Origin of the sequence: Pseudaquabacterium terrae, assembly GCF_013266755.1 — a bacterium.
GTDB classification, from domain to species: Bacteria; Pseudomonadota; Gammaproteobacteria; order Burkholderiales; family Burkholderiaceae_C; genus Pseudaquabacterium; species Pseudaquabacterium terrae.
On sequence record NZ_JABRWJ010000003.1, the window covers coordinates 401,313 to 422,922 of the forward strand.

Annotated in this window: 20 protein-coding genes; 3 read left to right on the top strand and 17 right to left on the bottom strand. The window is 69.6% G+C overall.

Annotation, left to right across the window (positions count from 1 at the left end; translation table 11 throughout):
- Positions 1-6 precede the first annotated feature (6 nt).
- From HLB44_RS10865 to HLB44_RS10905, 9 genes are all read right to left on the bottom strand, one after another.
- Positions 7-1,167, bottom strand: coding sequence for a Gfo/Idh/MocA family protein (locus HLB44_RS10865; protein ID WP_173122598.1), 1,161 nt, complete (start codon positions 1,165-1,167; stop codon positions 7-9).
- Positions 1,164-2,186 carry a sugar phosphate isomerase/epimerase family protein gene (locus tag HLB44_RS10870; protein WP_173122599.1) on the bottom strand — a complete coding sequence of 341 codons (1,023 nt, stop codon included), beginning with the start codon at positions 2,184-2,186 and terminating at the stop codon, positions 1,164-1,166. Before HLB44_RS10870 ends, HLB44_RS10865 begins: the two co-directional genes overlap by 4 nt.
- 15 nt (positions 2,187-2,201) lie before the next feature.
- Complete coding sequence (locus tag HLB44_RS10875) at positions 2,202-3,167, bottom strand: substrate-binding domain-containing protein (RefSeq protein ID WP_173122600.1); 966 nt, start codon at positions 3,165-3,167, stop codon at positions 2,202-2,204.
- 38 nt (positions 3,168-3,205) lie between these two features.
- On the bottom strand, positions 3,206-4,222 hold the full coding sequence (locus tag HLB44_RS10880; RefSeq protein WP_173122601.1) for an ABC transporter permease: 1,017 nt from the start codon (positions 4,220-4,222) through the stop codon (positions 3,206-3,208).
- Entirely contained in the window at positions 4,203-5,693 is a 1,491-nt protein-coding gene (locus HLB44_RS10885; protein ID WP_173122602.1) for an ATP-binding cassette domain-containing protein, read from the bottom strand. The genes HLB44_RS10880 and HLB44_RS10885 overlap by 20 nt, the downstream gene beginning before the upstream one ends.
- Positions 5,690-6,892, bottom strand: coding sequence for an ROK family protein (locus HLB44_RS10890; RefSeq protein ID WP_173122603.1), 1,203 nt, complete (start codon positions 6,890-6,892; stop codon positions 5,690-5,692). Before HLB44_RS10890 ends, HLB44_RS10885 begins: the two co-directional genes overlap by 4 nt.
- Positions 6,893-7,162: 270 nt before the next feature.
- Positions 7,163-8,245, bottom strand: coding sequence for an alpha/beta fold hydrolase (locus tag HLB44_RS10895; RefSeq protein WP_173122604.1), 1,083 nt, complete (start codon positions 8,243-8,245; stop codon positions 7,163-7,165).
- A gap of 210 nt (positions 8,246-8,455) precedes the next feature.
- Entirely contained in the window at positions 8,456-9,649 is a 1,194-nt protein-coding gene (locus HLB44_RS10900) for a c-type cytochrome (protein WP_173122605.1), read from the bottom strand.
- A gap of 99 nt (positions 9,650-9,748) precedes the next feature.
- Positions 9,749-10,888: a saccharopine dehydrogenase NADP-binding domain-containing protein gene (locus HLB44_RS10905; RefSeq protein WP_217283613.1), complete on the bottom strand. Its 1,140-nt coding sequence runs from the start codon at positions 10,886-10,888 to the stop codon at positions 9,749-9,751.
- 33 nt (positions 10,889-10,921) lie between these two features.
- Between HLB44_RS10905 and HLB44_RS10910 the strand changes: the two genes are divergently transcribed.
- Positions 10,922-11,473: a TetR/AcrR family transcriptional regulator gene (locus HLB44_RS10910; RefSeq protein WP_343051288.1), complete on the top strand. Its 552-nt coding sequence runs from the start codon at positions 10,922-10,924 to the stop codon at positions 11,471-11,473.
- Positions 11,474-11,490: 17 nt separating this feature from the next.
- Here HLB44_RS10910 and soxR read toward each other — a convergent pair whose 3' ends face one another.
- Entirely contained in the window at positions 11,491-11,958 is a 468-nt protein-coding gene (soxR, locus tag HLB44_RS10915; protein ID WP_173122607.1) for a redox-sensitive transcriptional activator SoxR, read from the bottom strand.
- A gap of 71 nt (positions 11,959-12,029) precedes the next feature.
- On the opposite strand from soxR, the gene HLB44_RS10920 reads away from it, so the two are divergent.
- Together HLB44_RS10920 and HLB44_RS10925 are read left to right on the top strand one after the other, a co-directional pair.
- Positions 12,030-13,487, top strand: a complete 1,458-nt coding sequence (locus HLB44_RS10920; protein ID WP_173122608.1) for an MFS transporter — start codon at positions 12,030-12,032, stop codon at positions 13,485-13,487.
- Positions 13,462-14,064 (top strand): hypothetical protein, encoded by a 603-nt coding sequence (locus HLB44_RS10925; RefSeq protein ID WP_173122609.1) that lies wholly within the window; start codon positions 13,462-13,464, stop codon positions 14,062-14,064. Before HLB44_RS10920 ends, HLB44_RS10925 begins: the two co-directional genes overlap by 26 nt.
- Here the strand turns inward: HLB44_RS10925 and HLB44_RS10930 are convergent.
- The 7 genes from HLB44_RS10930 to HLB44_RS10960 all read right to left on the bottom strand — a co-directional run bounded on the left by HLB44_RS10930 (position 14,061) and on the right by HLB44_RS10960 (position 21,599).
- Complete coding sequence (locus tag HLB44_RS10930; protein ID WP_173122610.1) at positions 14,061-15,446, bottom strand: flagellar assembly protein A; 1,386 nt, start codon at positions 15,444-15,446, stop codon at positions 14,061-14,063. The genes HLB44_RS10925 and HLB44_RS10930 overlap by 4 nt on opposite strands.
- 207 nt (positions 15,447-15,653) lie before the next feature.
- The gene (locus HLB44_RS10935) at positions 15,654-16,802 is read right to left on the bottom strand and encodes an NAD(P)/FAD-dependent oxidoreductase (protein ID WP_173122611.1); all 1,149 of its coding nucleotides are present in this window, start codon (positions 16,800-16,802) and stop codon (positions 15,654-15,656) included.
- Positions 16,799-18,199: an FAD/NAD(P)-dependent oxidoreductase gene (locus HLB44_RS10940; protein WP_173122612.1), complete on the bottom strand. Its 1,401-nt coding sequence runs from the start codon at positions 18,197-18,199 to the stop codon at positions 16,799-16,801. The genes HLB44_RS10935 and HLB44_RS10940 overlap by 4 nt, the downstream gene beginning before the upstream one ends.
- Entirely contained in the window at positions 18,196-18,549 is a 354-nt protein-coding gene (locus HLB44_RS10945; protein WP_173122613.1) for a (2Fe-2S)-binding protein, read from the bottom strand. Before HLB44_RS10945 ends, HLB44_RS10940 begins: the two co-directional genes overlap by 4 nt.
- Before the next feature lie 17 nt (positions 18,550-18,566).
- Positions 18,567-19,061 carry an Lrp/AsnC family transcriptional regulator gene (locus HLB44_RS10950; RefSeq protein WP_173122614.1) on the bottom strand — a complete coding sequence of 165 codons (495 nt, stop codon included), beginning with the start codon at positions 19,059-19,061 and terminating at the stop codon, positions 18,567-18,569.
- Between the two features lie 56 nt (positions 19,062-19,117).
- A complete protein-coding gene (locus HLB44_RS10955) occupies positions 19,118-20,527 on the bottom strand; it encodes an aspartate aminotransferase family protein (RefSeq protein ID WP_173122615.1) in 1,410 nt (469 codons plus the stop codon).
- Positions 20,528-20,669: 142 nt separating this feature from the next.
- Entirely contained in the window at positions 20,670-21,599 is a 930-nt protein-coding gene (locus HLB44_RS10960) for a 2-hydroxyacid dehydrogenase (RefSeq protein ID WP_173122616.1), read from the bottom strand.
- Between the last annotated feature and the right edge of the window lie 11 nt (positions 21,600-21,610).

The window sequence follows — 21,610 nt, forward strand, 5'->3', positions numbered from 1 at the left end:
GCGCGATCACGCCATCGGCGTCCACTTGCGCTCGCTGGCGGCGGACGCCACCGTCCGCTCGATGAAGCGCACGCCGCGCGCGCCATCCTCGATGCGCGGATAGTCCGCCACGAGCGGATCCGACGCGGTGCCGGCCAGCCGCGCGTCGATGTCGGCTGCGATGCCGAGGTAGATGTTCGCGAAGGCCTCGATGAAACCTTCCGGGTGACCGGCCGGCAGCCGGCAGGCGCGGCGGGCCGCTTCGCTCAGGCCCGGCGAGCCGCGGCTGAAGAGCTTCCGCGGGCCATCGATCGGCGCGTGCACCAGCGTGTTCGGTTCCTCCTGCCGCCAGTCGAGCATGCCGGTACTGCCGAAGACCCGCAGCCGGATGTCGTTCTCGCAGCCGGCCTCGATCTGCGAAGCGAGCAGCACGCCGCGCGCGCCGCCGCGAAAGCGCAGCAGCAGGCTGGCGTCGTCGTCGAGTCGGCGGCCCGGGATGAAGGCATGCAGGTCGGCGCAGAGGCTTTCGATCTGCAGCCCGGTGACGGTGGCCACGAGGTTCTCGGCATGCGAGCCGATGTCGCCGATGGCCCCCGCCACGCCGCTGCGCGCCGGGTCGGTGCGCCACGCGGCCTGCTTGTTGGCGCCCTGCTCCAGCCGCGTCGCCAGCCAGCCCTGGTGGTATTCGACGATCACCTTGCGGATCTCGCCGATGGCACCGGCCTTCACCATCTCGCGCGCCTGGCGCACCATCGGATAGCCGCTGTAGTTGTAGGTGACGCCGAACACCGTGCCGCGCTGCGCGACCGCGCGCACCAGCTGATCGGCCTGCGCGCTGGTGTGCACCAGCGGCTTGTCGCACACCACGTGGAAGCCGGCCTCGACGAAGGCCTTGGCCACCTCGTAGTGCACGTCGTTGGGCGTGACGATGACGACGACATCGACGCGTTCTTCGGCAGATAGCGACAGCTCATGCGCCAGCAGCGCCTGCCACGACCCGTGGTTGCGTTGATCGCGCAGCCCCAGATCGCGGCCCGACGCCAGCGCCTTCTCCGGCTGCGACGACAGCGCACCGGCCACCAGCTCGATGCGGCCGTCGAGCGCCATCGCGTGGCGATGGATGCGGCCGATGAACGCATCGCGCCCGCCGCCGACCATCGCACAGCGCAGCTTGCGCGGCACCGTCATCCGGCCATCCCCGACTGCTTCGACTTGTCGAACGCGGCATCGAACGCACCCGCCGCGGCCGGAAAGTCCAGCCGCCGGCAGAACGCGGCGCTTTCGGTCGCGCCATGCACGCGGTCCATGCGGCTGTCTTCCCATTCGACGCTCAGCGGCCCGGCATACCCCACGTCGTTGAGCGCGACGATCAGCGACTCGAAGTCGACCATGCCGCGGCCGACGCTGCGGAAGTCCCAGTTCCGCCGCGCATCGCCGAACGCGGTGTGGCCGCCGAACACGCCCACCGTGCCGTCGCCCTTGTTCCACCACACGTCCTTCATGTGCGCATTGAAGATGCGCGCGCCGAAGCTGCGGATGAAGCGGATGTAGTCGACGCCCTGGTACGCGAGGTGGCTGGGGTCGAAGTTGAAGCCGAAGCGCGGGTGGTGCTGCAGCGCATCGAGCGCGCGCTGCGCCGAGGCGATGTCGAAGGCGATCTCGGTCGGGTGCACCTCGAGCGCGAAGTTGATGCCCTGCCCGTCGAAAACGTCGAGGATCGGCCGCCAGCGCTTCGCGAAGTCGGCGAAACCGCGGTCGATGTAGTCCTGCGAGGTCGGCGGGAACGCGTACACCGCATGCCAGATCGGCGAGCCGGTGAAGCCGGTGACCGTCTTCACGCCAAAGTGAGCGGCCGCGCGCGCGGTGTCCTGCATCTCGCGCGCGGCGCGCTGGCGCACGCCTTCGGGGTCGCCGTCGCCCCACACGTGGGCGGGCACGATGGCTTTGTGACGCTCATCGATCGGGTCGCACACCGCCTGGCCGACCAGGTGGTTGGCGATGGCAAAACACTGCAGGCCGGCGTCCTGCAGCAGCGCGCGCTTGTCGGCCACGTAGCGCGGCGAGTCGAGGGCTGCCTGCACGTCGAAATGATCGCCCCAGCAGGCCAGCTCCAGGCCGTCGTAGCCCATGCGTTTGGCCAGCGCCGCCAGCTGCTCCAGCGGCAGGTCGGCCCACTGGCCGGTGAACAAGGTGACGGGGCGGGCCATGTCAGCGCCTCCTTTCTAGAACGGCGAATCGGGGAAGTAGAAGTCCTTGGCGTTTTCCTTCGTGATCAGCACCGACGGAATGATGGTGTTGGGCGGCAGCTTCTCGCCCTTGATGCGCGCCTCGGCGGTGAGCTTGATCGCGTCGTACATGAACTTCGGCGAGTACGACACGTTGGCCTGGATCAGCGGGTTGTTGCCGTCCATCAGCGTCTTGACCATCTGCTTCATGCCGGCGCCGCCGAACACGATCTTGATGTCCTTGCGCTTGGCCTGCTCGATCGCCTTCAGCACGCCGACCGCCATGTCGTCGTCGGCGGCCCACACGGCATCGATCTGCTTGAAGCGCGTCAGGTAGTCCTGCATCACCTTGAACGCATCGTCGCGGTTCCAGTTGCCGGGCTTGGCGTCGAGCAGCTTGATGTCGGGGTGCTTCTTCATCACCGCGTTGAACGCGTCCATGCGCTCGTTGTCGATCGTCGTCGGAATGCCGCGCAGCGCCACGATGTTGCCCTTGCCGTTCATCGCCTTCGCCAGGTACTCGGCGGGGATGCGGCCGAAAGCCGTGTTGTCGCCGGACACGTAGGCGTCCTGCGCACTGGTGTCGGTGAGGCCGCGGTCGACCACCGTCACGTAGACGCCCTTGGCCTTGGCCTGCGCCACCGGCTTGGTCAGGGCAGCCGACTCGAACGGAAAGATCACCAGCGTATTGATCTTGGTGGCCGTCAACAGGTCCTGCAATTGGTTGGCCTGCTCGGGCGCGCCACTGGCCGTCTTCACAGTCACCTTCAGGCCCGGATGCGCCTTCTCCAGGTCCTTCTTGGCCTGGTTGGCCCAGAACACGATGCCGGCGGTGAAGCTGTGGGTCGCCGCGGGAATCGCGACGCCCAGGTTGACCTTGTCGGCCTGCGCAAACACGCCGAACGCGGCGAGAGTGCCGGCGGCCGCGACGGCCACTGTCAGCAGGCGGGAGCGGATGTTCATGGCGATGCCTCCGTTGTGGTGGTGGGTGAGAGAAACGTTCAAGGCCGCCGCCGCTGCGTGAACGCGACGACGATGATCACCAGCCCTTGAACTGCTGCATTGAGGTACACGCTGATGATGTTGGTGAGATTCAGGATGTTGCTGATGACCGAGAGCAGCACCGCGCCGATCACCGTGCCGGCGATGCTGCCCGCGCCGCCGCGCAAGGCCGTGCCGCCGACGATGACCGCGGCAATGGCCTCCAGCTCCCACAGCAGCCCGGTGGTGGGTGATGCGGAGCCGAGCCGCGGCACGTAGAGCAGCGTGGCCATGCCCACGCAGATGCCGAGCAGCATGTAGGTCCAGACCTTGACGTGGTCGACGTTCACCGCCGCATAGCGTGCCACCTGCTCGTTCGATCCGATCGCCTGCACATAACGCCCGAAGGCCGTGCGGTTGAGGATCACGCCGCCGGCGATGGCCACCACCGCGAACACCCACACCGGAATCGGCACGCCGAGCAGGCTGGCGTAGTAGACGGGGCTGTAGACATCGGCCAGCGCGTTGTCCAGCGTGATCGCGCCGCCGTCGGCAAAGTAGGTCAGGCACGCGCGAAAGATGCCCAGCGTGCCCAGCGTGACGATGAACGGCTCGATGCGCCCGCGCGTGATCAGCAGCCCGTGCGCCAGGCCGAAGGCGGCCCCGAGCAGCAGCGCGAACACCATGCCGGCCGCGACGATCGCCACCGGCGCCCAGCCCCGCGGCGCCAGCGCATTCATCAGCAGGATCACGCAGCCGGCGATCAGCGCCGCCATCGAGCCCACCGACAGATCGATGCCGCCCGAGATGATGACGAAGCACATGCCCACCGCGATGATGCCGATGAAGGCGGTGCGGGTCAGCACGTTCATCGCGTTGTCCAGCGACGCGAACTCGCTGTTGAGCAGCGTGCCGGCGATGCACAGCAGCACCAGGCCCAGCACCGGTCCGAAGCCGTGCAGCCGCTCCCAGGACCGGCCAGCCCAGCCGCTGGCCGTGCCCGCCGCAGCGCCGGATTCAGTGCGTGCCGGTTGCATGAGCGATCAAGGCCTCTTCGGTCAGCTGGTCGGCCGCCAGCGTGGTCTGCAGTCGGCCGTTGCGCATCACCGCCACGCGGTGGCACAGGCCGATCAACTCCATCAGCTCCGACGAGATGACGACCACGCTGCAGCCATCGGCCGCCAGCTTGTGGATCAGGAAGTAGATGTCGCGCTTGGCGCCGACATCGACGCCGCGCGTCGGCTCATCGAGCACCACCACGCGCGGCTGCGGCTGCAGCACCTTGGCCAGCGCAAGCTTCTGCTGGTTGCCGCCCGACAGCGACGACGCGCGCAAGCTCAGCGAACCGGTGCGGATGCCGAACTCCGCCACCGCCGCCTTCAGCGCCGCGCGCTCGGCACCGCGCCGCAGCCAGGGCCGTGCATAGCGCGCGAGGTCCATCAGCGTCAGGTTCTCGGTCATGCCGAAGGCGATGTGCAGGCCCTTGCCCTTGCGGTCTTCGCTCAGGTAGGTGAGCCCGTGCCGCGCCGCGTCACGCGGGCTGCCGATGTGCACTGCGCGGCCAGCAATCCCCACACGTTCGGCACGATGCGGCCGCAGGCCGAGCAGGCCTTCGAACAGCTCGGTGCGGCCGGCACCGACCAGGCCGGCGAAGCCGAGGATCTCGCCGGCACGCACCTCGAAGCTGACGTCCTCGGCCCAGCCGGGCACGGTCAGGTGCTGCACCTCGAGCAGCGGAGCGCTATCAGCCAAGACGATCGACCGCTTCGGCGGAAACAGGTCCGACAGCTCGCGCCCGACCATCAGATTCGCCATCTGCTGGCGCGACAGCTTGGCCGTCGCATCCCGCGCCACGAAACGCCCGTCGCGCATCACGATCACCTCGTCGGTGATGCGCTCCACCTCGTCGAGCTTGTGCGAGATGTAGACGATGGTCACGCCGCTGCTTTTCAGCTGCGCCATCAGCTGGAACAGGCGCTCGGTCTCGCCCGGCGTCAGCGTCGCGGTGGGCTCGTCCATGATCAGCAGGCGCGCCTTGCGCGCCAGCGCCTTCGCGATCTCGACCAGCTGCTTCTCGGCGACGATCAGCTGGCGGACCTTGGTGTCCGGGTCGACATCGAGACCCACCTGGCGCAGCACGACCGCGGCGCCTTCGCGCATCGCCGCATCGTCGAGCAGCCAGCCCCTCTTCTTCTCGTGGCCGAGAAAGATGTTCTGCGCGACCGTCAGGTCCTCGGCAAGGTTGAACTCCTGGTGGATCAAGACGATGCCCTCGGCCTCGGCGGCGCGCGAGCCGCTGAAGTGGACGGGGCGGCCATCGATGTGCAATTCGCCACCGCTCGGCATTTCATAGCCGGCGGCGATCTTCATCAGCGTGGACTTTCCCGCGCCGTTTTCCCCGAGCAATCCGTAAATGCGCCCTGGCTGCAGCGCAAAGCTGACGCCATGGAGCACCTGCACCGGCCCGAAGGCCTTGGCGACATCGTGGAACGAGAGCGCGATGGTCACTTCGCCCCCTCGACCAATTTCAAACTCTCCTGCATCGCCAGCACCGCAGCGCCGATCAGCCCGGCGCGCTCACCGAGCGGCGTGTACTGGATCTCCAGATGGCGCGTCGACAGCGCCAGCGAGCGGTGATAAACGCTCTGCCGCACTGCCGCCAGGAACAATGGCCCGATGCGCTGGATGCCGCCGCCGATGAACACGTGCGACGGGTTGTAGAAGTTCACCACCGACGCCAGCATCTGGCCGATCAGCGCGCCCGCGCGCTGGACGATCGCATTGGCCGCCACGTCGCCGGCCCGGCTGGCCTGCGCCACGTCCTGCAGCTTCAGCACGCCGCGCTCGGTGAGCATCTGCTTGAGCAGCGCGCTCTGGCCGGCCAACGCGGCGGCAGTGGCCTCGCGCGCGATGGCCGGCCCCGCGGCCATCACCTCGACGCAGCCCAGGTTGCCGCAATGGCAGCGCGGGCCTGCCGGGTCGACGCAGATGTGGCCCACGTCACCGGCCGAGCCGTTGGCGCCGCGGTACACCTGGCCGTGGCAGACGATGCCGCAGCCGATGCCGGTGCCGACCTTGATGACCAGAAAGTTCTGCAGCCCGCGCTGCATGCGCCACAGCTCGCCGAGCGCCATCACGTTGACATCGTTGTCGACGAACACCGGCGCGCTGAAATCGGCGCGCAGATCGTCGCGGATCGAGTACGCGTCCCACTCCGGCATCAGCGGCGGGTTGACCAGCTGGCCGGACTCGAAGTCCACCGGCCCGGGCACGCCGATGCCGATGGCGATCACGTCACGCGGCTTCGCGCCGCACTGCTTCAGCAGCTCGCGCATCAGCGCGCGCACCCGCGACAGCACGATCGCCGGCCCGTCGCGCACGTCGGCCGGCTCGCTGTGGTGGGCCAGCAGCTCGAGGTCGGGGGCCAGCACGCCCACCTCGAGGCCGGTGGCGCCCAGCGCCACGCCGAGCAGCACGCCGAGGCCGCGGCTCAGGCGCAGCGTGCCGGCGCGGCGGCCGCCGGTGGCCACCTGCTCGCCGGTGGGTTCGAGGACCCCCTGCTCCAGCATGCCGGCCACCGCCGCGTTGGCACGGCTCTTCGAGAACGACGAGCCGGTCGCCAAGGCTTCCCGCGAGATGCTGCTCGACCAGAAGACGTGGTCGAGCAGGGTGATCTCACTGGCGGAGAGGTCGTTCCAGCGGGGCATGGGTCTCCTTGCGCCTGCAGCCGCTGCTTGGGCCGGAAGGCTGCGGGAGACGGATGGTAGGAGGCCGACTTAGGCCTGACAAGCTCAAAGTTAGACCTGCGCCAGGTCTAACAAACGGGGTTCATCAACGGCGATGGGTGTGGCGCCGCTGCGGCCACGGTCCAAGCGCACCGGGTCCCACCGGATGAAACGTGCGGAGACCCCGACCGTGTGCCTGACGATGCGGTTCCAACTTGCGCGCGACTGCGAGAACGGGCGAACGGCGTGTCTTCACTGCCGTGCGAAGAAGTCGAGCACGTGCTTGAGTGCCACGGTCCGGTACTTGTCGTGCTCGATGAAGAGTTCGTGCTTGGCGCCTCTCAGTGAAATGGGCTTCTGGGGTTCGGCGTCGTCCCCATGACAAGGGTTCCTCGCCTGCTTCAGCACCTCGCAGAATTTGTCTTGCGCTTCCGGCAGCACGGCCTCGTCAGTCGGCGATCGCACGATCATCACGGGCTCCGTGATGGCGCCAGCATCGGCCAACATCGCCGATGAGGCGCGGCAGGCCTCGGCGAGCCACTTGCGGGTCGGGCCACCCAAGCGATGTTCGCCGACGCCATCGACGAGCAGTGCCTTGAACCGCGCCGGCGACGTCGTGAAGATGTTCTCCGGGCTGTCGTACGCGGTGGGCGGGTTGGAGGGCGGCCCCTCGCCGAGCACGTATTGCTCGCTTCGCAGCCAGGCAGTTGCCCTCATGAATGGGCAAATCAAGCCCACCGGCAGCATCCCGGTGTTTGGCGCCAGCATCGGAGACGAGAAGGCTGCGGCATTGACCGTACCCGGATACTTCTCGAGAAAACGAATGCCGATTCCACCTCCCATCGAATGACCGAGCAGGAAGAGCTTGGTGCGCTCTGTCTGTTCCTTCTTGACGACCTTCTCCAAGAAGCGATTGAGGTCGTCGACGTACTGATCGAAATTCTCGACGTGGCCTCGCGGCCGCAGATCGGGCGGCCCCGAGACGCCTTGGCCCCGATGGTCGTGAATGTAGACGGAATAGCCTTGCCGCCAGAGATCGTGGATGAGTTCCTTGTACTTCCCGTAGTGCTCGGTCCTTCCGCTCGAAATGACCACAACGGGCCCCGGTCGGCCTTGAACGGCCTTGACGTAGTGGATCGCGGGCTGGTCCTCGGTTTCGAGCTTGCCGGCCGAAGGAAGCACGGACTTCGACCAGAATGCCTCCACCTCGCCGAATCGGGTTGCGAAGTCTTCGTCGGAGATCAAGCCATAGGGATCAGCGGCCGAGCTCCCGATGCTCACAAGACCGCCTATCAATAGGCCTCGGAACAGCGTCAATTGCGCGCGCATCTTCATGCGACCCCCTGCTCTGCAGTTTGCCGAGTTCTCCGAGTCTGGTGGATTTCCCCGCCGGCGCATCCTTAGAATTCATGATGCCGGCTGTCGCCGAGGCAAATCACCCGACCGCGGAGATGTCGGGCCATTGAACTCGCCGCCGTCGCCGAGGGCTTCAACGCCCAGCCGTCGCAAGGCGCCTCGTTCACCGCCGGCACCTCTGTCCTTGAGTCACAGCGACTTCAGATACTGCGCCAGGTCTGCGATCTCCTGCGCCGTCAGACCGAGGGCGCGCTTGCTGTTGTAGTCCGCGCCCACGTCTTCCAGCGTGGCAGCCGACCCGTCGTGGAAATACGGCGCGTGCTGCCACACACCCTTGAGCGGCGACGTCCGGTACATCTTGCTGGCAGAACGCGCCGCATAACTCGGCGTCTCGGGTTCCGCCATCGAGTCACCCAGCGTGTGCAGCCGCGCGCTCGCATCGGTGAACAGTGCGCCGGTATGGCAGCTCACGCACTGCCCCTTGCCTTCGAACACCAGCTTGCCGCGCAGCGCGGCGGCGGTGTCGAAGCTGCCCGCCGGCGCGGCCGGTGCGGCGATCGAGAGCTGATAGGCCTGCAGCGCCGGCAGCTTGTCGCTGACGAGGTCGACCGTGCCGTTGGTGACGCTGAGCGGCAGGCGCGTGTCGGCGAAGCTGCCGAGGCCGCCCATCTGCGTCACCGCGACATAGCGGTTCCAGTAGGCGAGGTCGTTGCCGTCACCGGTGAAGGTGCTCTTGTGGACGCCGGCCAGGCCGTAGGCCGGCGGAATCACCACCGGCTTGTTCAGCCCATCGATGTTGTGGCGCGGGTCGTACTTGCCGCGGCCCCAGCTGTTGAACACCGCCTTCTGGGCTGCGCTCAAGGCCGGTGACAACGCAATGATCGCGCCGGCGTTCAGGTCGCGATTCGGCCATCCGTCCAGCCGCTTGCCGATGCCGGGCGCGAACGAGTTGTCGACCGTCGAGTGGCATAGCGCGCAGGTGATGCCCAGCCGCCTGAGCTTGTCGACGCCGTTCTCCGTCTCGACGCTGCCCTTGAGCCCGATCACGGCGTCGAGCTTCAGCAACGCGAGCGTCGTGGCGGGGCTCTTCAGGTCGACCGTGCCGCCAGCGATGCCGTCCTTGACCGATTGCGGCAGCGCGTCGGCATCGACCTTCAGACCCACCGACAAGGCCGTTGTCGGGTCGACGGCCGTGGCGACGACCTCGTGCATGCGCAGCGTGTCGGTCCACTTCGCCTCGTCGCCGAAAGTCTCGAAGCGGAAGATGCGCTTACCCTCGGCGACCAGGCGCTCATCGCGCGCCGCGGTGTCATCGTCATCGTTGCCGCCGCATCCGCCCAGCAGGGCGAACGCTCCCATCACGGCCCATCCGGTTCGGGTCATCGCGCGCTCCTGTTTGCCGTTATGCGCGCTTAGATGGGGTGAGGAGCCTCGGCATTCCGACCCGTTCACCGAGTCGGGTATCCCAGTTGCGCGAAACGATCAGGCGGCGGCAGCGTTCTCCACGAACTGCAGCTCGAGATGCTCGGGCGCGAGCGCGTGCAGAAAGCCTGCCACATCGAACGCCTCGCCGAGCGCCATGGCCCCCATGCGGTCGAACGACGACTGCCGCATGCGCTCGGCCGCCTCGATGACCAGCGGAGCCGACACGGCATAGATGTCCCGCCCGCGCGCTGCGGCGCGTCGCACGTGCGCGCCCTCGCGCACCTGCACGACCATCTCGAAGCGCTGCGCCGATCGCCCCTGCTCGTCGCTGGCCAGCGGAGCGGGTGTCGACACATCGCGGATCTCTTCGAGCGACGATGACGCGAGCAGCGAACGCAGCGCCCGCACGCGCAGGTGGCGGCCGATCGTGATGACCTCGCTGAACGGCAGTTCGACCATCTGCTGCACGCCATGCGGCGCGTCGAAGGTCCACTCGCTGCGCCGGGCCGGCAACGGCATCGTGATCAGCCGGCCGTCCTCGATCACCTGCCGGGGCACCTGATTGCGCTCGCCGGTCTTGCGCGTTCCGGCGGTCGGCCACCAATGGTCGAGCGCGACGGCCACCGTCACGTCGGCCGCGGCTGCGTCACGCACCAGCGTGCTGGCCAGCAGGTCGGCCAGGCCGCCGTAGAAGCCGGCCGCAGGGATCACCGCCACGCCGGCCGCGCGTGCGGCGGCGTCCAGCTCATCGAAGCAGGCCAACGCGCTGGCCTGCTCTGCCGTGACGTCGATGTAGCCGCAGCCGGCGCGGATTGCGGCCCGGGCGACGGGCAAGGCCGTGTCGAGAAACGGACCGGCGCAATTGATGACGACGCTGCATCCGGCGAATGCGCGCTGCAGGGCCGCCGCATCGTCGATCGCGGCCGTTCGCCGCTCGACCTCCACCGGCAACGACGCCGCATCCCGCCCCACCGCGATCACCGGCAGGCCGCGGCGTCGCGCTTCCTGCACCACGAAGCGCCCGGTGTGCCCGCCGGCACCGTACACCGCGATCGATCCATTCCGATTCATCATCTGGTTCATCTCCAATTGAACGATACAGACCTGTCTGTTCTTGCAAGAATACAGAACGGTCTGTACCGTGTCAACATGGATCACCGATCTCATCGACCCGCGGCCAAGGCCGCGGCGCGCCAAGCCGCCGCCAGCACGACCACAGAAGCCCAGGACGTGCGCGCGCGCATCCTGGAGACCGCATCGAACCTGTTCTACGCCCAGGGCGTGCGCGCGGTCGGCGTCGATCTGGTCGTCGACCGCGCCGGCGTCGCCAAGACCAGCCTGTACCGCCACTTCCGCACCAAGGACGAGCTGATCGTCGCGTTCCTGGAGCGCGAGGAGGCCGACTTCTGGTCGACGTGGGACGAGGTCGCGGCGAAGCACGCCGCCAACGCCGCGAAGGAGCTGGACGCCCACATGCGCTGGATCGGCGAGCGCCTGGCGCGATCGAACTACCGCGGCTGCCCGCAGATCAATGCCGCGGCGGAATTCCCCGAGCCGGACCACCCGTCGCGGCTGGTCGCGCGAGCCCACATGCACGAGCTGCGTGCGCGGCTGGCGTCGATCGCACAGCGCATCGGCGTGTCGCGGCCCGACACGGTGGGCGCGCAGCTGGCCGTGCTGGTCAACGGTGCCTTCGTCAGCGCCGAGCTGCTGGCGCCGGAAGAAGCCGTCGCCGTCTTGCTGGCATCGGCGCGGGCGCTGATCGAGGCCGCGCGCAAGTGACGCGCCGATGACGCCGCTCAGGCGTCGTCGTCGTGCTCCTCGATCAAGCGCCGCGGGCCGGCGCCGTGTTCGGCCAGCTCATCATGCGGATTGCGCAGCCCGCAACGACGCAGCGACAGGCAGCCGCAGCCGATGCAATCGGTGAGCTGGTCGCGCAGCGACTGCAGCTGGGCGATGCGTTGATCGAGCTCGGCGCGCCAGCCGCTGGACAGGGCGCGCCAGTCGGCCAGCGTCGGTGACCGGCCCTCGGGCAGGCGCGACAGGGCCTCGCGGATGGTCTCCAGCGGCATGCCCACGCGCTGCGCGATGCGGATCACCGCCAGCTGGCGCAGCGCGTCGCGCCGGTAGCGGCGCTGGTTGCCGGCGCTGCGCGTGCTGCGGATCAGGCCCTTGGCTTCGTAGTAATGCAGCGTGGATACCGCCACGCCGCTGCGTTCGGCGATCTCGCCCACACTGAGCATCTGTCCACTCTTCGCCACGTCCATCGGCCGGCCCCCCTTGACCTCAACTTAACTTGAGGTTGCAAGCTTCGCGGCAGTTCTTTCCAAGGTCAAGCATGAGCTCCATCGAACCGGTCCTTCCGCGCCCCGTCCCCGGCATCCTGAGCCCCCCCTTCCGGGCCATGACGATCGGCATGCTGGCGCTGATCTCGCTGCTCGCGTTCGAACAGCTGGCGGTGGCCACGGTGATGCCGGTCGTCGCCACCGCGCTCGGGGATGCGTCGCTGTATGCAGCAGCGTTCGGCGTGGCGCTGGCTGCCGGCATCGTCGGCATGGTGCTGGCCGGTCGCTGGAGCGACCGTGCCGGCCCGGCACCCGCGCTGTGGGCCGGCATCGCGGCCTTCGTGCTGGGTCTGGCCGCGGCAGGCACGGCGCCGACGATGCCGGCGCTGGTGCTGGGGCGCGCCTTGCAGGGCATGGGCGGCGGGCTGATGGGGGTGGCGCTGTACGTGGTGGTGGGCCAGCACTACCCCAGCGCGCTGCATGCGCGCATCTTCGCGGCCTTCGCGGCGGCCTGGGTGCTGCCGGCGATCGTCGGGCCGGCGCTGGCGGGGCTGATGGAGCGGCATTTCGGCTGGCGCTGGGTGTTCCTGGCGGCCGCGCTGCTGGCGCTGCCCTCGGCCGCGATGGTGTGGCGCGGCTTGGTGGCAGGTGCCCGCCCTGCCCCGGCCAGGCCGCAGGACGTGCAGGAACCTCGCGCCGGCCTGGGGCCCGCGGCGCTGGCCGCCGTCAGCGCCGGCCTGCTGTACGCCGGCGGCCAGTCAGCGGCGGGTCATGCGGCGGTGGTGGCCGCCGCGCTGGTGGGCTTGGCGCTGTCCGCACCGCGCCTGTTGCCGCACGGCACCTTCACCGCACGCCACGGCCTGCCGGCGGTGATCGGCTTGCGCGGGCTGGCCGCGGCCGCCTTCGTCACCGCCGAGGTCTTCATTCCGCTGATGCTGACGCGTGAACGCGGCCTGACCCCTGTGCAGGCCGGTCTGGTGCTGACGATCGGCGCGCTCGGCTGGAGCGCCGGTTCCTGGCTCCAGGGTCGCAGCACCCGCCCGCGCAGCGATGCGGCCTGCGTGCGCCTGCTGCGCATGGGCCTGGGCTCCATCACGCTGGGCGTGGCGGCGGTCACGCTGGTGCTGCTGCCGGCGGTGCCGCTGGCGGTGGCCGTCGTCGGCTGGGCGATCACGGGCCTGGGGATGGGGCTGGTCTTTCCGACGCTGTCGGTATTGATGCTGCGCCTGGCGCCGGGCGCGAAACAGGGCGCGGCCTCGTCTGCGCTGCAGCTCAGCGATTCGCTGGTCTCGGCCGTCGGGCTGGCGCTGGCGGGCCTGCTGCTGGCGGCGCTGCAGCAGCAAACGCCGACCGGCGCTTTCGTCGCCGGCTTCGCGGTGGCAGCCGGGCTGTCAGCGCTGGGGCTCGCCGTGGCGGGGCGGGCCCGCGCAGGACGGCCGGCGGTGGGCGCTGCTACGATCTGCGATTCTCCCGAATCGATGCTGGATGCCCATCAATCCCCCCCTGCCTGAATTGGCGGACGCACCGCCGAGCTCCAAAGCGGACGTCCCGGCATCACCCAGTCCTGAATGGCTGCGCGCCGAAGCCCTGTTCACAGCGCCTGCCCAAGCTCCGGCGCATCGGATGGCCGGACAGGGCGGCCCGGTCATCGTCATTCGCAAGCGCCGCCAGGCCGAGCCCCAGCGCGAGGGACCCACGACCGAGGCCGACGCAGCGACGCCTGACGGCGTGCGCGTGACCAAGGTCCACCGGGTTGCGCGAGCTGATCTCGAAGCCGCCGGTGTCGCTCCCAACAGCGGTGCCGAGACGGATGTCGTCGGGCTGCGCGAGACGCCCCGCCCGGCTCCCGTGCGAACGCGCCGCTCCCGTCCCGAGCGGCGGCCGAGCGCGGTGGTCCTGGTGCCCGTGGCTCCCCTGCCCGTTCCCGCGCGTCTCGAGCCCGTGCCCGCGGCGCCGAAGCCCGGCTTTCGCGAACGTTGGGCAAGCATCGATGCCCGGATGCGTCAACTCGAGCGTGTGCTCGACGACATCGAGAAGGCAAGAGCGCTGCGCCTCGGTCTCGAGGCCGCGCTCGAAGCGCAAGGCTAGCCTTCGGCGAGCCGGTAGACGCCGCCGCCGCGCTCGTCCTCGATCTCGCTGAGCTGGTCGCCGATGCGCACCTTGGTGCCGCCGTACACCTTCTGGCCGACGATGCAGGCCGCGCCGTCGGCCAACTTCAGCTGGGTCTTGAACACCTCGTGCGCGGCGTTGGCCTCGGCCGTTTCCTGCGCCAGGCTGGCGGCCGTGCGCTCGGCCTTCTGCCGCAGCTCCGGCGGGATGCGTTGCGGCTGCGCGCGTGCGTAATCGAGCAGCCGTGTGACATCGGCCTGCTCCTTCGCCAACTGCTGCAGCCGCGCCCGCACCGCTTCGATCTTCTGCATCAATGCCGGGTTGACGCCGACCTCGACCAGCGTGCGCACGCCGGCGGCCGAGCCGAGCAGCGCCGCCTGCACCAGCAGCGTGGCCTGCGTGCGGCCGCCGATGATCTGGCCCTTGCTGCCATCGGCGGGACCGACCAGCACCTTGTTGATCGCGCTCAGCAGGCTTTGCCGGCTGGCCTCCAGCACGAAGATGCAGCCTCCCGCCTCGATCGATGCGTTCTCGGCGAACCGGGTGTGCACGCTGCCGCCGCTGACGATGCGCGCCGTGTCGACGTGCGCCGCCACCGCTTCGCTCCACTCGCCGTGGCCGATGATGCCGCCCTTGATCGTGATGTCGCCGTCGGCCCGGATCTCGGCCGCTTCGACCACGCCGCCGACGGTCACGTCACCGGCGGCATGGATCTTCATGCCGGCCTTGACGTCGCCGAGCACGTTCACCGAGCCTTCGAACTCGATGTGGCCGGTGGACATGTCGACCGCCGCCAGCGTCAGCGTGGGCTCGACGACCACGCCATGCGTCACCAGCACCGGCTGGCCGGTGATGCTGGCCACCAGCAGCCCGGGCTCGCGCGCATCGACCGCCGCGCCGGCGAGCACCGGCGCGAACGGCGTGTCCTGGCCCGGCACCGGCGGCAGCGCACGGCCGAGCACGTCGATGCCCGCGACGCCCGCGGTCGCCGGGGTGCGCCGCATCAACGCGGTTCCGGGACGCACGCTGAAGAAGATGCCGAGGTCGCGAAAGTCGGCGGTGCCGTGCTCGTCGAGCTTCGGCGCGCGACTCTTGGCGTCGGGAATCAGCAGCTGGAACGACGCGTCGCGCCCGTTCACCGCCGCCCGGCCGGCGGCCACCAGCAAGGCGTCGGCGCGCCCGGCAGCAACGGCGGCGTCGATCTCGCCGGTCAGGATGCCCTGCACGACGCCGGCAGCGACCAGCGCATCGAGCAGCTGCGCGCGCGTGACCGGCGGACCCGACTCGGCGGCGTCGAAAGTCAGTCGCGCGCTCAGCCCGTCGGGCGCGATCGCAACGGCGATCGCCGGCCCGGCCGGCATGGTCGATGCAGGGTCGCTCGGCGGCTGATCGGTCGTTACTGCTGAATCCGTCATGCTCGTGCGGACCCGGCCTGCAGGAGAGGCCCTCGATCCTGCGCGGATGATGCCTGATCGAAGCGCGCGCGTTAGCCTTTGTAAGGCTGCGGTCAGGTGCAGGATGCGCGCATTCGAGCACGCTTCGCGCCATTGCGACGCGCCTTGCTGGGCTCAGGCCGCCACCGGACTCCGCGCAAAGCGTTCGATCGAGAACGATTCGATCGGCGTCGCACTGCGCCCGGTGGCGATCGATTCGGCCATCGCTTCGCCCACGCCCAGGCTGATCGCGAAGCCTTCGCCGTTGAAGCCGAACGCATAGTGCAGCCCGGGCGTCTTCGCGCTCGGGCCGATCACCGGCTGGCCGTCGCCGGTGTAGCCCTCGATGCCGCTCCAGACGCGGATCAGCTGCACGTGCTCGAAGGCCGGCACGAAGCGGCGCAGCTCGCGCAGCTGGCGCAGCGTGTTGTCAGGGCGCACGGCGGCGCGCACGGTCTCGGTCGACGCCGGGCCCTTGAGGCCGCCGCCGAAGACGATGTTGCCGCGCTTGATCTGGCGGAAGTACAGGCCCTCGTGCTCGATCGGTGTCGAGATGCCGATCGACGGGCCGATGGCATAGGGCAGCGGTTCGGTCACGCCCATCTGCGGGCCGCGCGCGTCCATCGGCACCGGCTCGCCGAACTGCGCCGCGAGCCGGTTCGACCAGGCGCCGCAGGCGACCAGCAATTGCGCGGCGCGCCAGCGGCGGCCGTCGGCGGCGTGGGCGAGAAAATCGGCGCCGTCGCGCTCGACTTTCAGCACCTCGGCATGCTCGACGATGTCGGCGCCGGCGCGCTGCGCGGCGCGGGCGAAGGCCGGGCCGGCCAGGCGCGGGTTGGCGTGGCCGTCGTGTGGCGACAGCGAACCGGCGATGACGCCGGGCGCGAAGATGCCCCAGCGGCGGCGCAGCTGCTCGGCGTTGAAGAGCTCGAGCTCGAGGCCGAGCGGACGCACGTCGCGCACGTGCTGCTCCAGCTTCGCGGCCTGCGCTTCGGTGTAGCAGACGCGCAAATGGCCGTAGGGCACGAACTCCAGGTCCTCGCCTAGCAGCTCATTGACGCGGCCCCAGACGGCGCGGGCGCGGTTGGCCAGCGGCATCTGGCTCAGCTCGCGGCCCTGGCGGCGCACGTTGCCGAAATTGGTGCCGCTGGCCTGGCGGCCGACCAGCTCGCGCTCCAGCAGCGTGACCGACAGGCCGTGCATGCGGCGCAGAAAGAATGCGGTGGTGGTGCCCATCAGGCCGCCGCCGAGGATCAGCACGTCGCTGCGCTGAATGGCCGTCATGCCTGTACCTCGCGCGTACTCATCATCAGCGGCTTGACCGGCGCCTGCGAGCGCAGCCGGCCGACCGATTCGATCGGCACACCCGCGCAGGCGGCGACGATCTCGGCGCCGGCATGCGCGCAATAGCGGCCCTGGCAGCGGCCCATGCCGACGCGGCTGAAGGCCTTGGCGCGGTTCAGCTCGCGCGAGCCGAGGTCGGTGACGCAGCGGCGCAGCTCGCCGGCGTTGATGGATTCACAGCGGCAGACCACCGTGTCGTCGGGCAGCGCCGCGGCCTGGGCATGCGGCCAGGGGAAGGCTTGCGCCAGCCCGGCGCGAAAGCGGTCCATGCGGTCCAGCAACCGCCCCAAGCCTGTGGCTTCAGCGCGGTACAACGCCTCGCCGGCGGCATGGCCCTGGTCCGCCAATGCGGCCAGCGCGGCCAGCCGGCCGGCGGCTTCTGCTCCGTCGGCACCGAGGATGCGCGCGCCGTCGCCGGCCAGGTAGACACCGTTCACGCTGCTGCGCCCATCGGCATCGATGCGCGGCAGCCATTGCCGGCTCAGCGGCTCGAAGTGAAAGTCGCAGCCGGCCAGGTCGGCCAATTGCGATTCGGCGCGCAGGTGCCAGCCGAGGCCCACGGCATCGCACTCGACGCGCTGCTCGCGGCCGGCCGCATCGCGCACGGTCACCGCTTCCACGCCGACACCTTCGCGGCCGTCGATGCGCAGCGGCGTCACGCCCTGCCGCAGCGTAACGCCGGCGCGGCGCAGGCTGCGCATCAGCGACAGGCCGCGCAAGGCCAGTGCCGGCCGCGCCAGCAGGCCGCGCAGCGCTGCCCACGGCTTCGAGGCGGGCGCCGTGTCGAACACAGCCGCCACCTCGGCGCCGGCCTGCACGTACTGCGAAGCCACCAGGTACAGCAGCGGCCCGCTGCCGAGAAAGACGACGCGCCGGCCGATCGCGCAGGCCTGCGCCTTCAGCGCGATCTGCGCTGCGCCCAGGCTGTAGCAGCCCGCACGCTGCCAGCCGGGCACCGGCAGCAGCCGGTCGGTCGCGCCGGCGCAGACGATGAGCGCGTCGAAGGGCACGGTGTGCGGTGCGTCGCCGCGCACCGTGTGCAACTCGCCGGGCGTGAGGTTCCAGGCCAGCGTGTCCGCGCGGTAGTCGATCTGCGCGCGCAGCGCGTCGAAATCGGCATGCAGTGCCGCGGCCTTCGTGGCCTCACTGCCGTAGAGCTTGGCGTAGGGGCGCTTGAAACCTTCCGGCTGGCGGCGGTAGATCTGGCCGCCGTCGCGCCGGCCTTCGTCGATCACGATCGGGCGCAGCCCGGCCTGGACCACGGCCTGCGCGGCGCGCACGCCCGCCGGCCCCGCGCCGACGATCACGACCCGGGGCGACGTGCTGACTGCGGTCATGGCGCGACCTCGAGCCGCTCGCGCAGATCCGGCGTCATCGGCCACTGCGTCGCGGGCGGCCGCGTGCGCACCGCCATGCCGGCCTCCACCGGGGTCGAGCAGGCGCGCAGCCGCTCGCCGGTCTCGTTCCACACCCAGCAGTCCTGGCAGGCGCCCATCAGGCAGAAGCCGGCGCGCGGGCCGTCGCCGAACTCGCTGTCGCGCACGCGGCGGCCGTGGCTCAGCAGCGCGACGAGCAGCGTGTCGCCGGCCAGCGCGGTGGCGGCGATGCCGTCGATGCGCAGCGCGACGCGGGGTCGGTCGGTCTCGGCCAGGCGCACGAAGCGCGGCATGGAATCGGCAGCTGGCATGGGGCTAACGCATTAAGTCAACGTGGTTCGGGGAACAGCCGCTCGATCGGGAAGTGCGTCTTGATGAACGGCGACTTGATGACGATGTAGCTGAAGTACTTCTCGATGCCGATGTTGCGCTCGAGCAGGCCTTCGATCACCTGCTGGTAGTGGTTCACGCCGCGCGTCAGGAAGCGCAGCAGGTAGTCGTAGCCGCCGCTGACGAGGTGGCATTCGAGGATCTCGTCGACCCCGCGGATGGCGGTCTCGAAGCGGATGAAGTCTTCGCGGTGGTGGTCCGACAGCGTGACCTCGGTGAACACGGTCAGCGTGTCGCCCAGCTTCTCCAGCCGCAGGTGCGCGCCGTAGCCGCCGATGTAGCCCGCCTGCTCGAGCCGTTTGACCCGGATCAGGCAGGGGCTGGGCGACAGGCCCACCGCATCGGCCAGGTCGACGTTCGTCATGCGACCGTTCTTCTGCAGCTGCGCCAGGATGCGCAGATCGAGACGGTCGAACTTGAAGGCTTCGGTCATGGCGGCGTTACGTTGATGTCGTGAAGCTCCGATTCTCCGGCGCGCCGGGCTCCGCGTCAGCCCGCCAGCGCGGCGCGCACGTCGCGCGCCTCGAGCACCTCGTCGAGCGTCTTGCGCAGGCGCAGGAACACCTGGTCGAGCTCGGGCTCGGTGATGGTCAGGGCCGGCGCGAAGCCGAGGATGTGGTCGCCGAAGCTGCGGAACACCAGGCCGTTGCGATAGCCGATGTTGAAGATGCGGTCGGCCAGGCCGAGCGAGGCATCGAAGCCGCGCTTGCTCGCCTTGTCGCTGACCAGCTCCAGCGCACCGAGCAGGCCGCGATGGCGGGCATCACCCACCAGCGGGTGCGCGCGCAGCGCTTCGAGCCCCTGCGCGAAACGCGGCGCCACCTGCTCGCCATGCGCGAGGATGCCGCCCTCTTCGTACAGCCGCAACACTTCCAGCGCCACCGCGGCGCCCACCGGGTGCGCCGAGTAGGTGGCACCGTGGCCGATGGCCGTGCCGGCCGGCGCGCCGTCGGCGATGCCGGCATAGACCTTCTCCGACAGCATCGTCGCGCCCAGCGGCACGTAGCCGGCGGTCAGGCCCTTGGCCAAGGTCATCAGGTCGGGCTCGACGCCTTCGGCGTCGCACGCGAACATCGGCCCGGTGCGGCCGAAGCCGGTGATGACCTCGTCGACGACGAACAGGATGTCGAGCTCACGCGCGGCATCGGCCATCGCCTTCAACCAGCCCTTGGGCGGCACGATGACGCCGCCGGAGCCCTGGATCGGCTCGCAGAAGAAGGCCGCGACACGATCGGCGCCGAGCTCGGCCACCTTGGCGCGCAGCGCGGCGACCGAGGAGGCGATCAACGCCTGCGGATCATTCCCCTGCGCATGGCGGTACGCATACGGCGACTCGATGTAGTGCTGCGTCGGCAGCGGCAGGTCGAAGCCGCGGTGGAACACCGGCAGCGCCGTCAGCCCGGCGCCGGTGGACGACGAACCGTGATAACCGCGCTGCAGCGAGATGAAGTGCTTCTTCTGCGGCCGGCCGGTGTTGTTGTAGTACTGGACGATGAAGCGCACCGCTGCGTCGACCGAGTCGGATCCGCCCAACGTCAGATAGGCGCGTGTCAGCGAGGCGGGTGTGATTTCGACCAGTTTCGCCGCCAGGCGGATCGCCGGCTCGCTGGAGAAGTGGAAGTAGCCGGTGGCATACGGCAGCCGGCGCATCTGCTGGGCGGCGGCCTGCACCACACTCTCCTGCCCGTAGCCGACATTCACGCACCACAGGCCCGCGAAGGCGTCCAGCAGCTCGTGACCGCGGTCGTCGGTGAGCCAGACGCCGCGGCCGGACGACAGCACAGCGGGGCCGCGCTCTTCGTGCAGGCGCCATGGCGCGACCGGGTGGACGAGGTGGGCGCGGTCCAGTGCCACCAGGGCATCGTGGGCAGCAGCGTCGGGGCGGCGGGTGGTGGTCATGGCGTAGGGGCTCGAGTGGGTCGTTCAGTGAGCCAAAGCTTAGGTCGCGACGTGTCCGGCGTGGTGCTGCATTGGGGGGCCGGCGCGGCGTGTTGCTGCGCATCGGCCCCAAGCTTCGGCATATCGTGCCGAGCCGCGCGCTTCAGTAGCCGCGGGCGCGGTCGACCAGACCGATCAGCGGCTCGCCGGCGGCGAAACGGCGCAGGTTGTCGATCACCACCTCGGCCGCGCTCTCCGGCTGCGTCATGCTGGCGATGTGCGGCGTGATGCGCACGCGCGGGTGCTGCCACAGCGCATGAGCGACCGGCAGCGGCTCGGGCTCGGTGACGTCGAGCACGGCTTCGGCGAGCTGGCCGGTGTCGAGGGCGGCGAGCAGGTCGGCGGTCACGAGTTGCGCGCCGCGGCCGACGTGCACGAGCTGAGCACCCTTCGGCAGCTGGTTGAACAGGTCGATGTCGAGCAGGCCGCGCGTGGCATCGGTCAGCGGCAGCAGGCAGATCAGGATGTCGCAGCGGGCCAGGAATTCGTTCAGCTCGGCGGCGCCGGCGTAACAACGCACGCCGTCGACTTCGTGGCGCGATCGGCTCCAGCCGGCGCACTCGAAGCCGAACCCGGCCAGCGTTGTCAACACCGCCTGCCCCAGCGCGCCGAGCCCCAGCACGCCGATGCGGCGCTCGCTCGCTGGCTTCACCGGCAGCGGCTGCCACTGGCCCTGCTGCTGCTGCCGGCGGTAGGCCGGCATGTCGCGGTGCAGGTCGAGCACGGCGTGCGTGACGTACTCGACCATGCCGTGGGTGATGCCGGGCTCGACCATGCGCACGATGGGCAATGCCGGCGGCAGCGCGTCGAAGTGAAACTGGTCGACACCGGCGCCGGACGAGAACAGCAACTGCAGGTTCGGGAAGCGCATTCCCAGTTGATCCGGCGGCTCCCACGCGGCGAGGAAGCGGACCTCGGACGGGTCGCCGACGTCGGGCCAGATCCGGAAATCGAGGTCTGGCGCACGGCGCTTGAACACTTCGGCCCAACGGCGGCCGCGCACCGGGTCGGACTTGTAGAGAAAGGTGGCCATCGTTGTTGAGT

Coding starts and splice junctions, on each gene's coding strand:
- HLB44_RS10865 (WP_173122598.1), bottom strand. CDS start 1,167: ATGACGGTGCCGCGCAAGCTGCGCTGTGCGATGGTCGGCGGCGGGCGC.
- HLB44_RS10870 (WP_173122599.1), bottom strand. CDS start 2,186: ATGGCCCGCCCCGTCACCTTGTTCACCGGCCAGTGGGCCGACCTGCCG.
- HLB44_RS10875 (WP_173122600.1), bottom strand. CDS start 3,167: ATGAACATCCGCTCCCGCCTGCTGACAGTGGCCGTCGCGGCCGCCGGC.
- HLB44_RS10880 (WP_173122601.1), bottom strand. CDS start 4,222: ATGCAACCGGCACGCACTGAATCCGGCGCTGCGGCGGGCACGGCCAGC.
- HLB44_RS10890 (WP_173122603.1), bottom strand. CDS start 6,892: ATGCCCCGCTGGAACGACCTCTCCGCCAGTGAGATCACCCTGCTCGAC.
- HLB44_RS10895 (WP_173122604.1), bottom strand. CDS start 8,245: ATGAAGATGCGCGCGCAATTGACGCTGTTCCGAGGCCTATTGATAGGC.
- HLB44_RS10900 (WP_173122605.1), bottom strand. CDS start 9,649: ATGACCCGAACCGGATGGGCCGTGATGGGAGCGTTCGCCCTGCTGGGC.
- soxR (WP_173122607.1), bottom strand. CDS start 11,958: ATGGACGTGGCGAAGAGTGGACAGATGCTCAGTGTGGGCGAGATCGCC.
- HLB44_RS10920 (WP_173122608.1), top strand. CDS start 12,030: ATGAGCTCCATCGAACCGGTCCTTCCGCGCCCCGTCCCCGGCATCCTG.
- HLB44_RS10925 (WP_173122609.1), top strand. CDS start 13,462: ATGCCCATCAATCCCCCCCTGCCTGAATTGGCGGACGCACCGCCGAGC.
- HLB44_RS10930 (WP_173122610.1), bottom strand. CDS start 15,446: ATGCCGGCCGGGCCGGCGATCGCCGTTGCGATCGCGCCCGACGGGCTG.
- HLB44_RS10935 (WP_173122611.1), bottom strand. CDS start 16,802: ATGACGGCCATTCAGCGCAGCGACGTGCTGATCCTCGGCGGCGGCCTG.
- HLB44_RS10940 (WP_173122612.1), bottom strand. CDS start 18,199: ATGACCGCAGTCAGCACGTCGCCCCGGGTCGTGATCGTCGGCGCGGGG.
- HLB44_RS10945 (WP_173122613.1), bottom strand. CDS start 18,549: ATGCCAGCTGCCGATTCCATGCCGCGCTTCGTGCGCCTGGCCGAGACC.
- HLB44_RS10950 (WP_173122614.1), bottom strand. CDS start 19,061: ATGACCGAAGCCTTCAAGTTCGACCGTCTCGATCTGCGCATCCTGGCG.
- HLB44_RS10955 (WP_173122615.1), bottom strand. CDS start 20,527: ATGACCACCACCCGCCGCCCCGACGCTGCTGCCCACGATGCCCTGGTG.
- HLB44_RS10960 (WP_173122616.1), bottom strand. CDS start 21,599: ATGGCCACCTTTCTCTACAAGTCCGACCCGGTGCGCGGCCGCCGTTGG.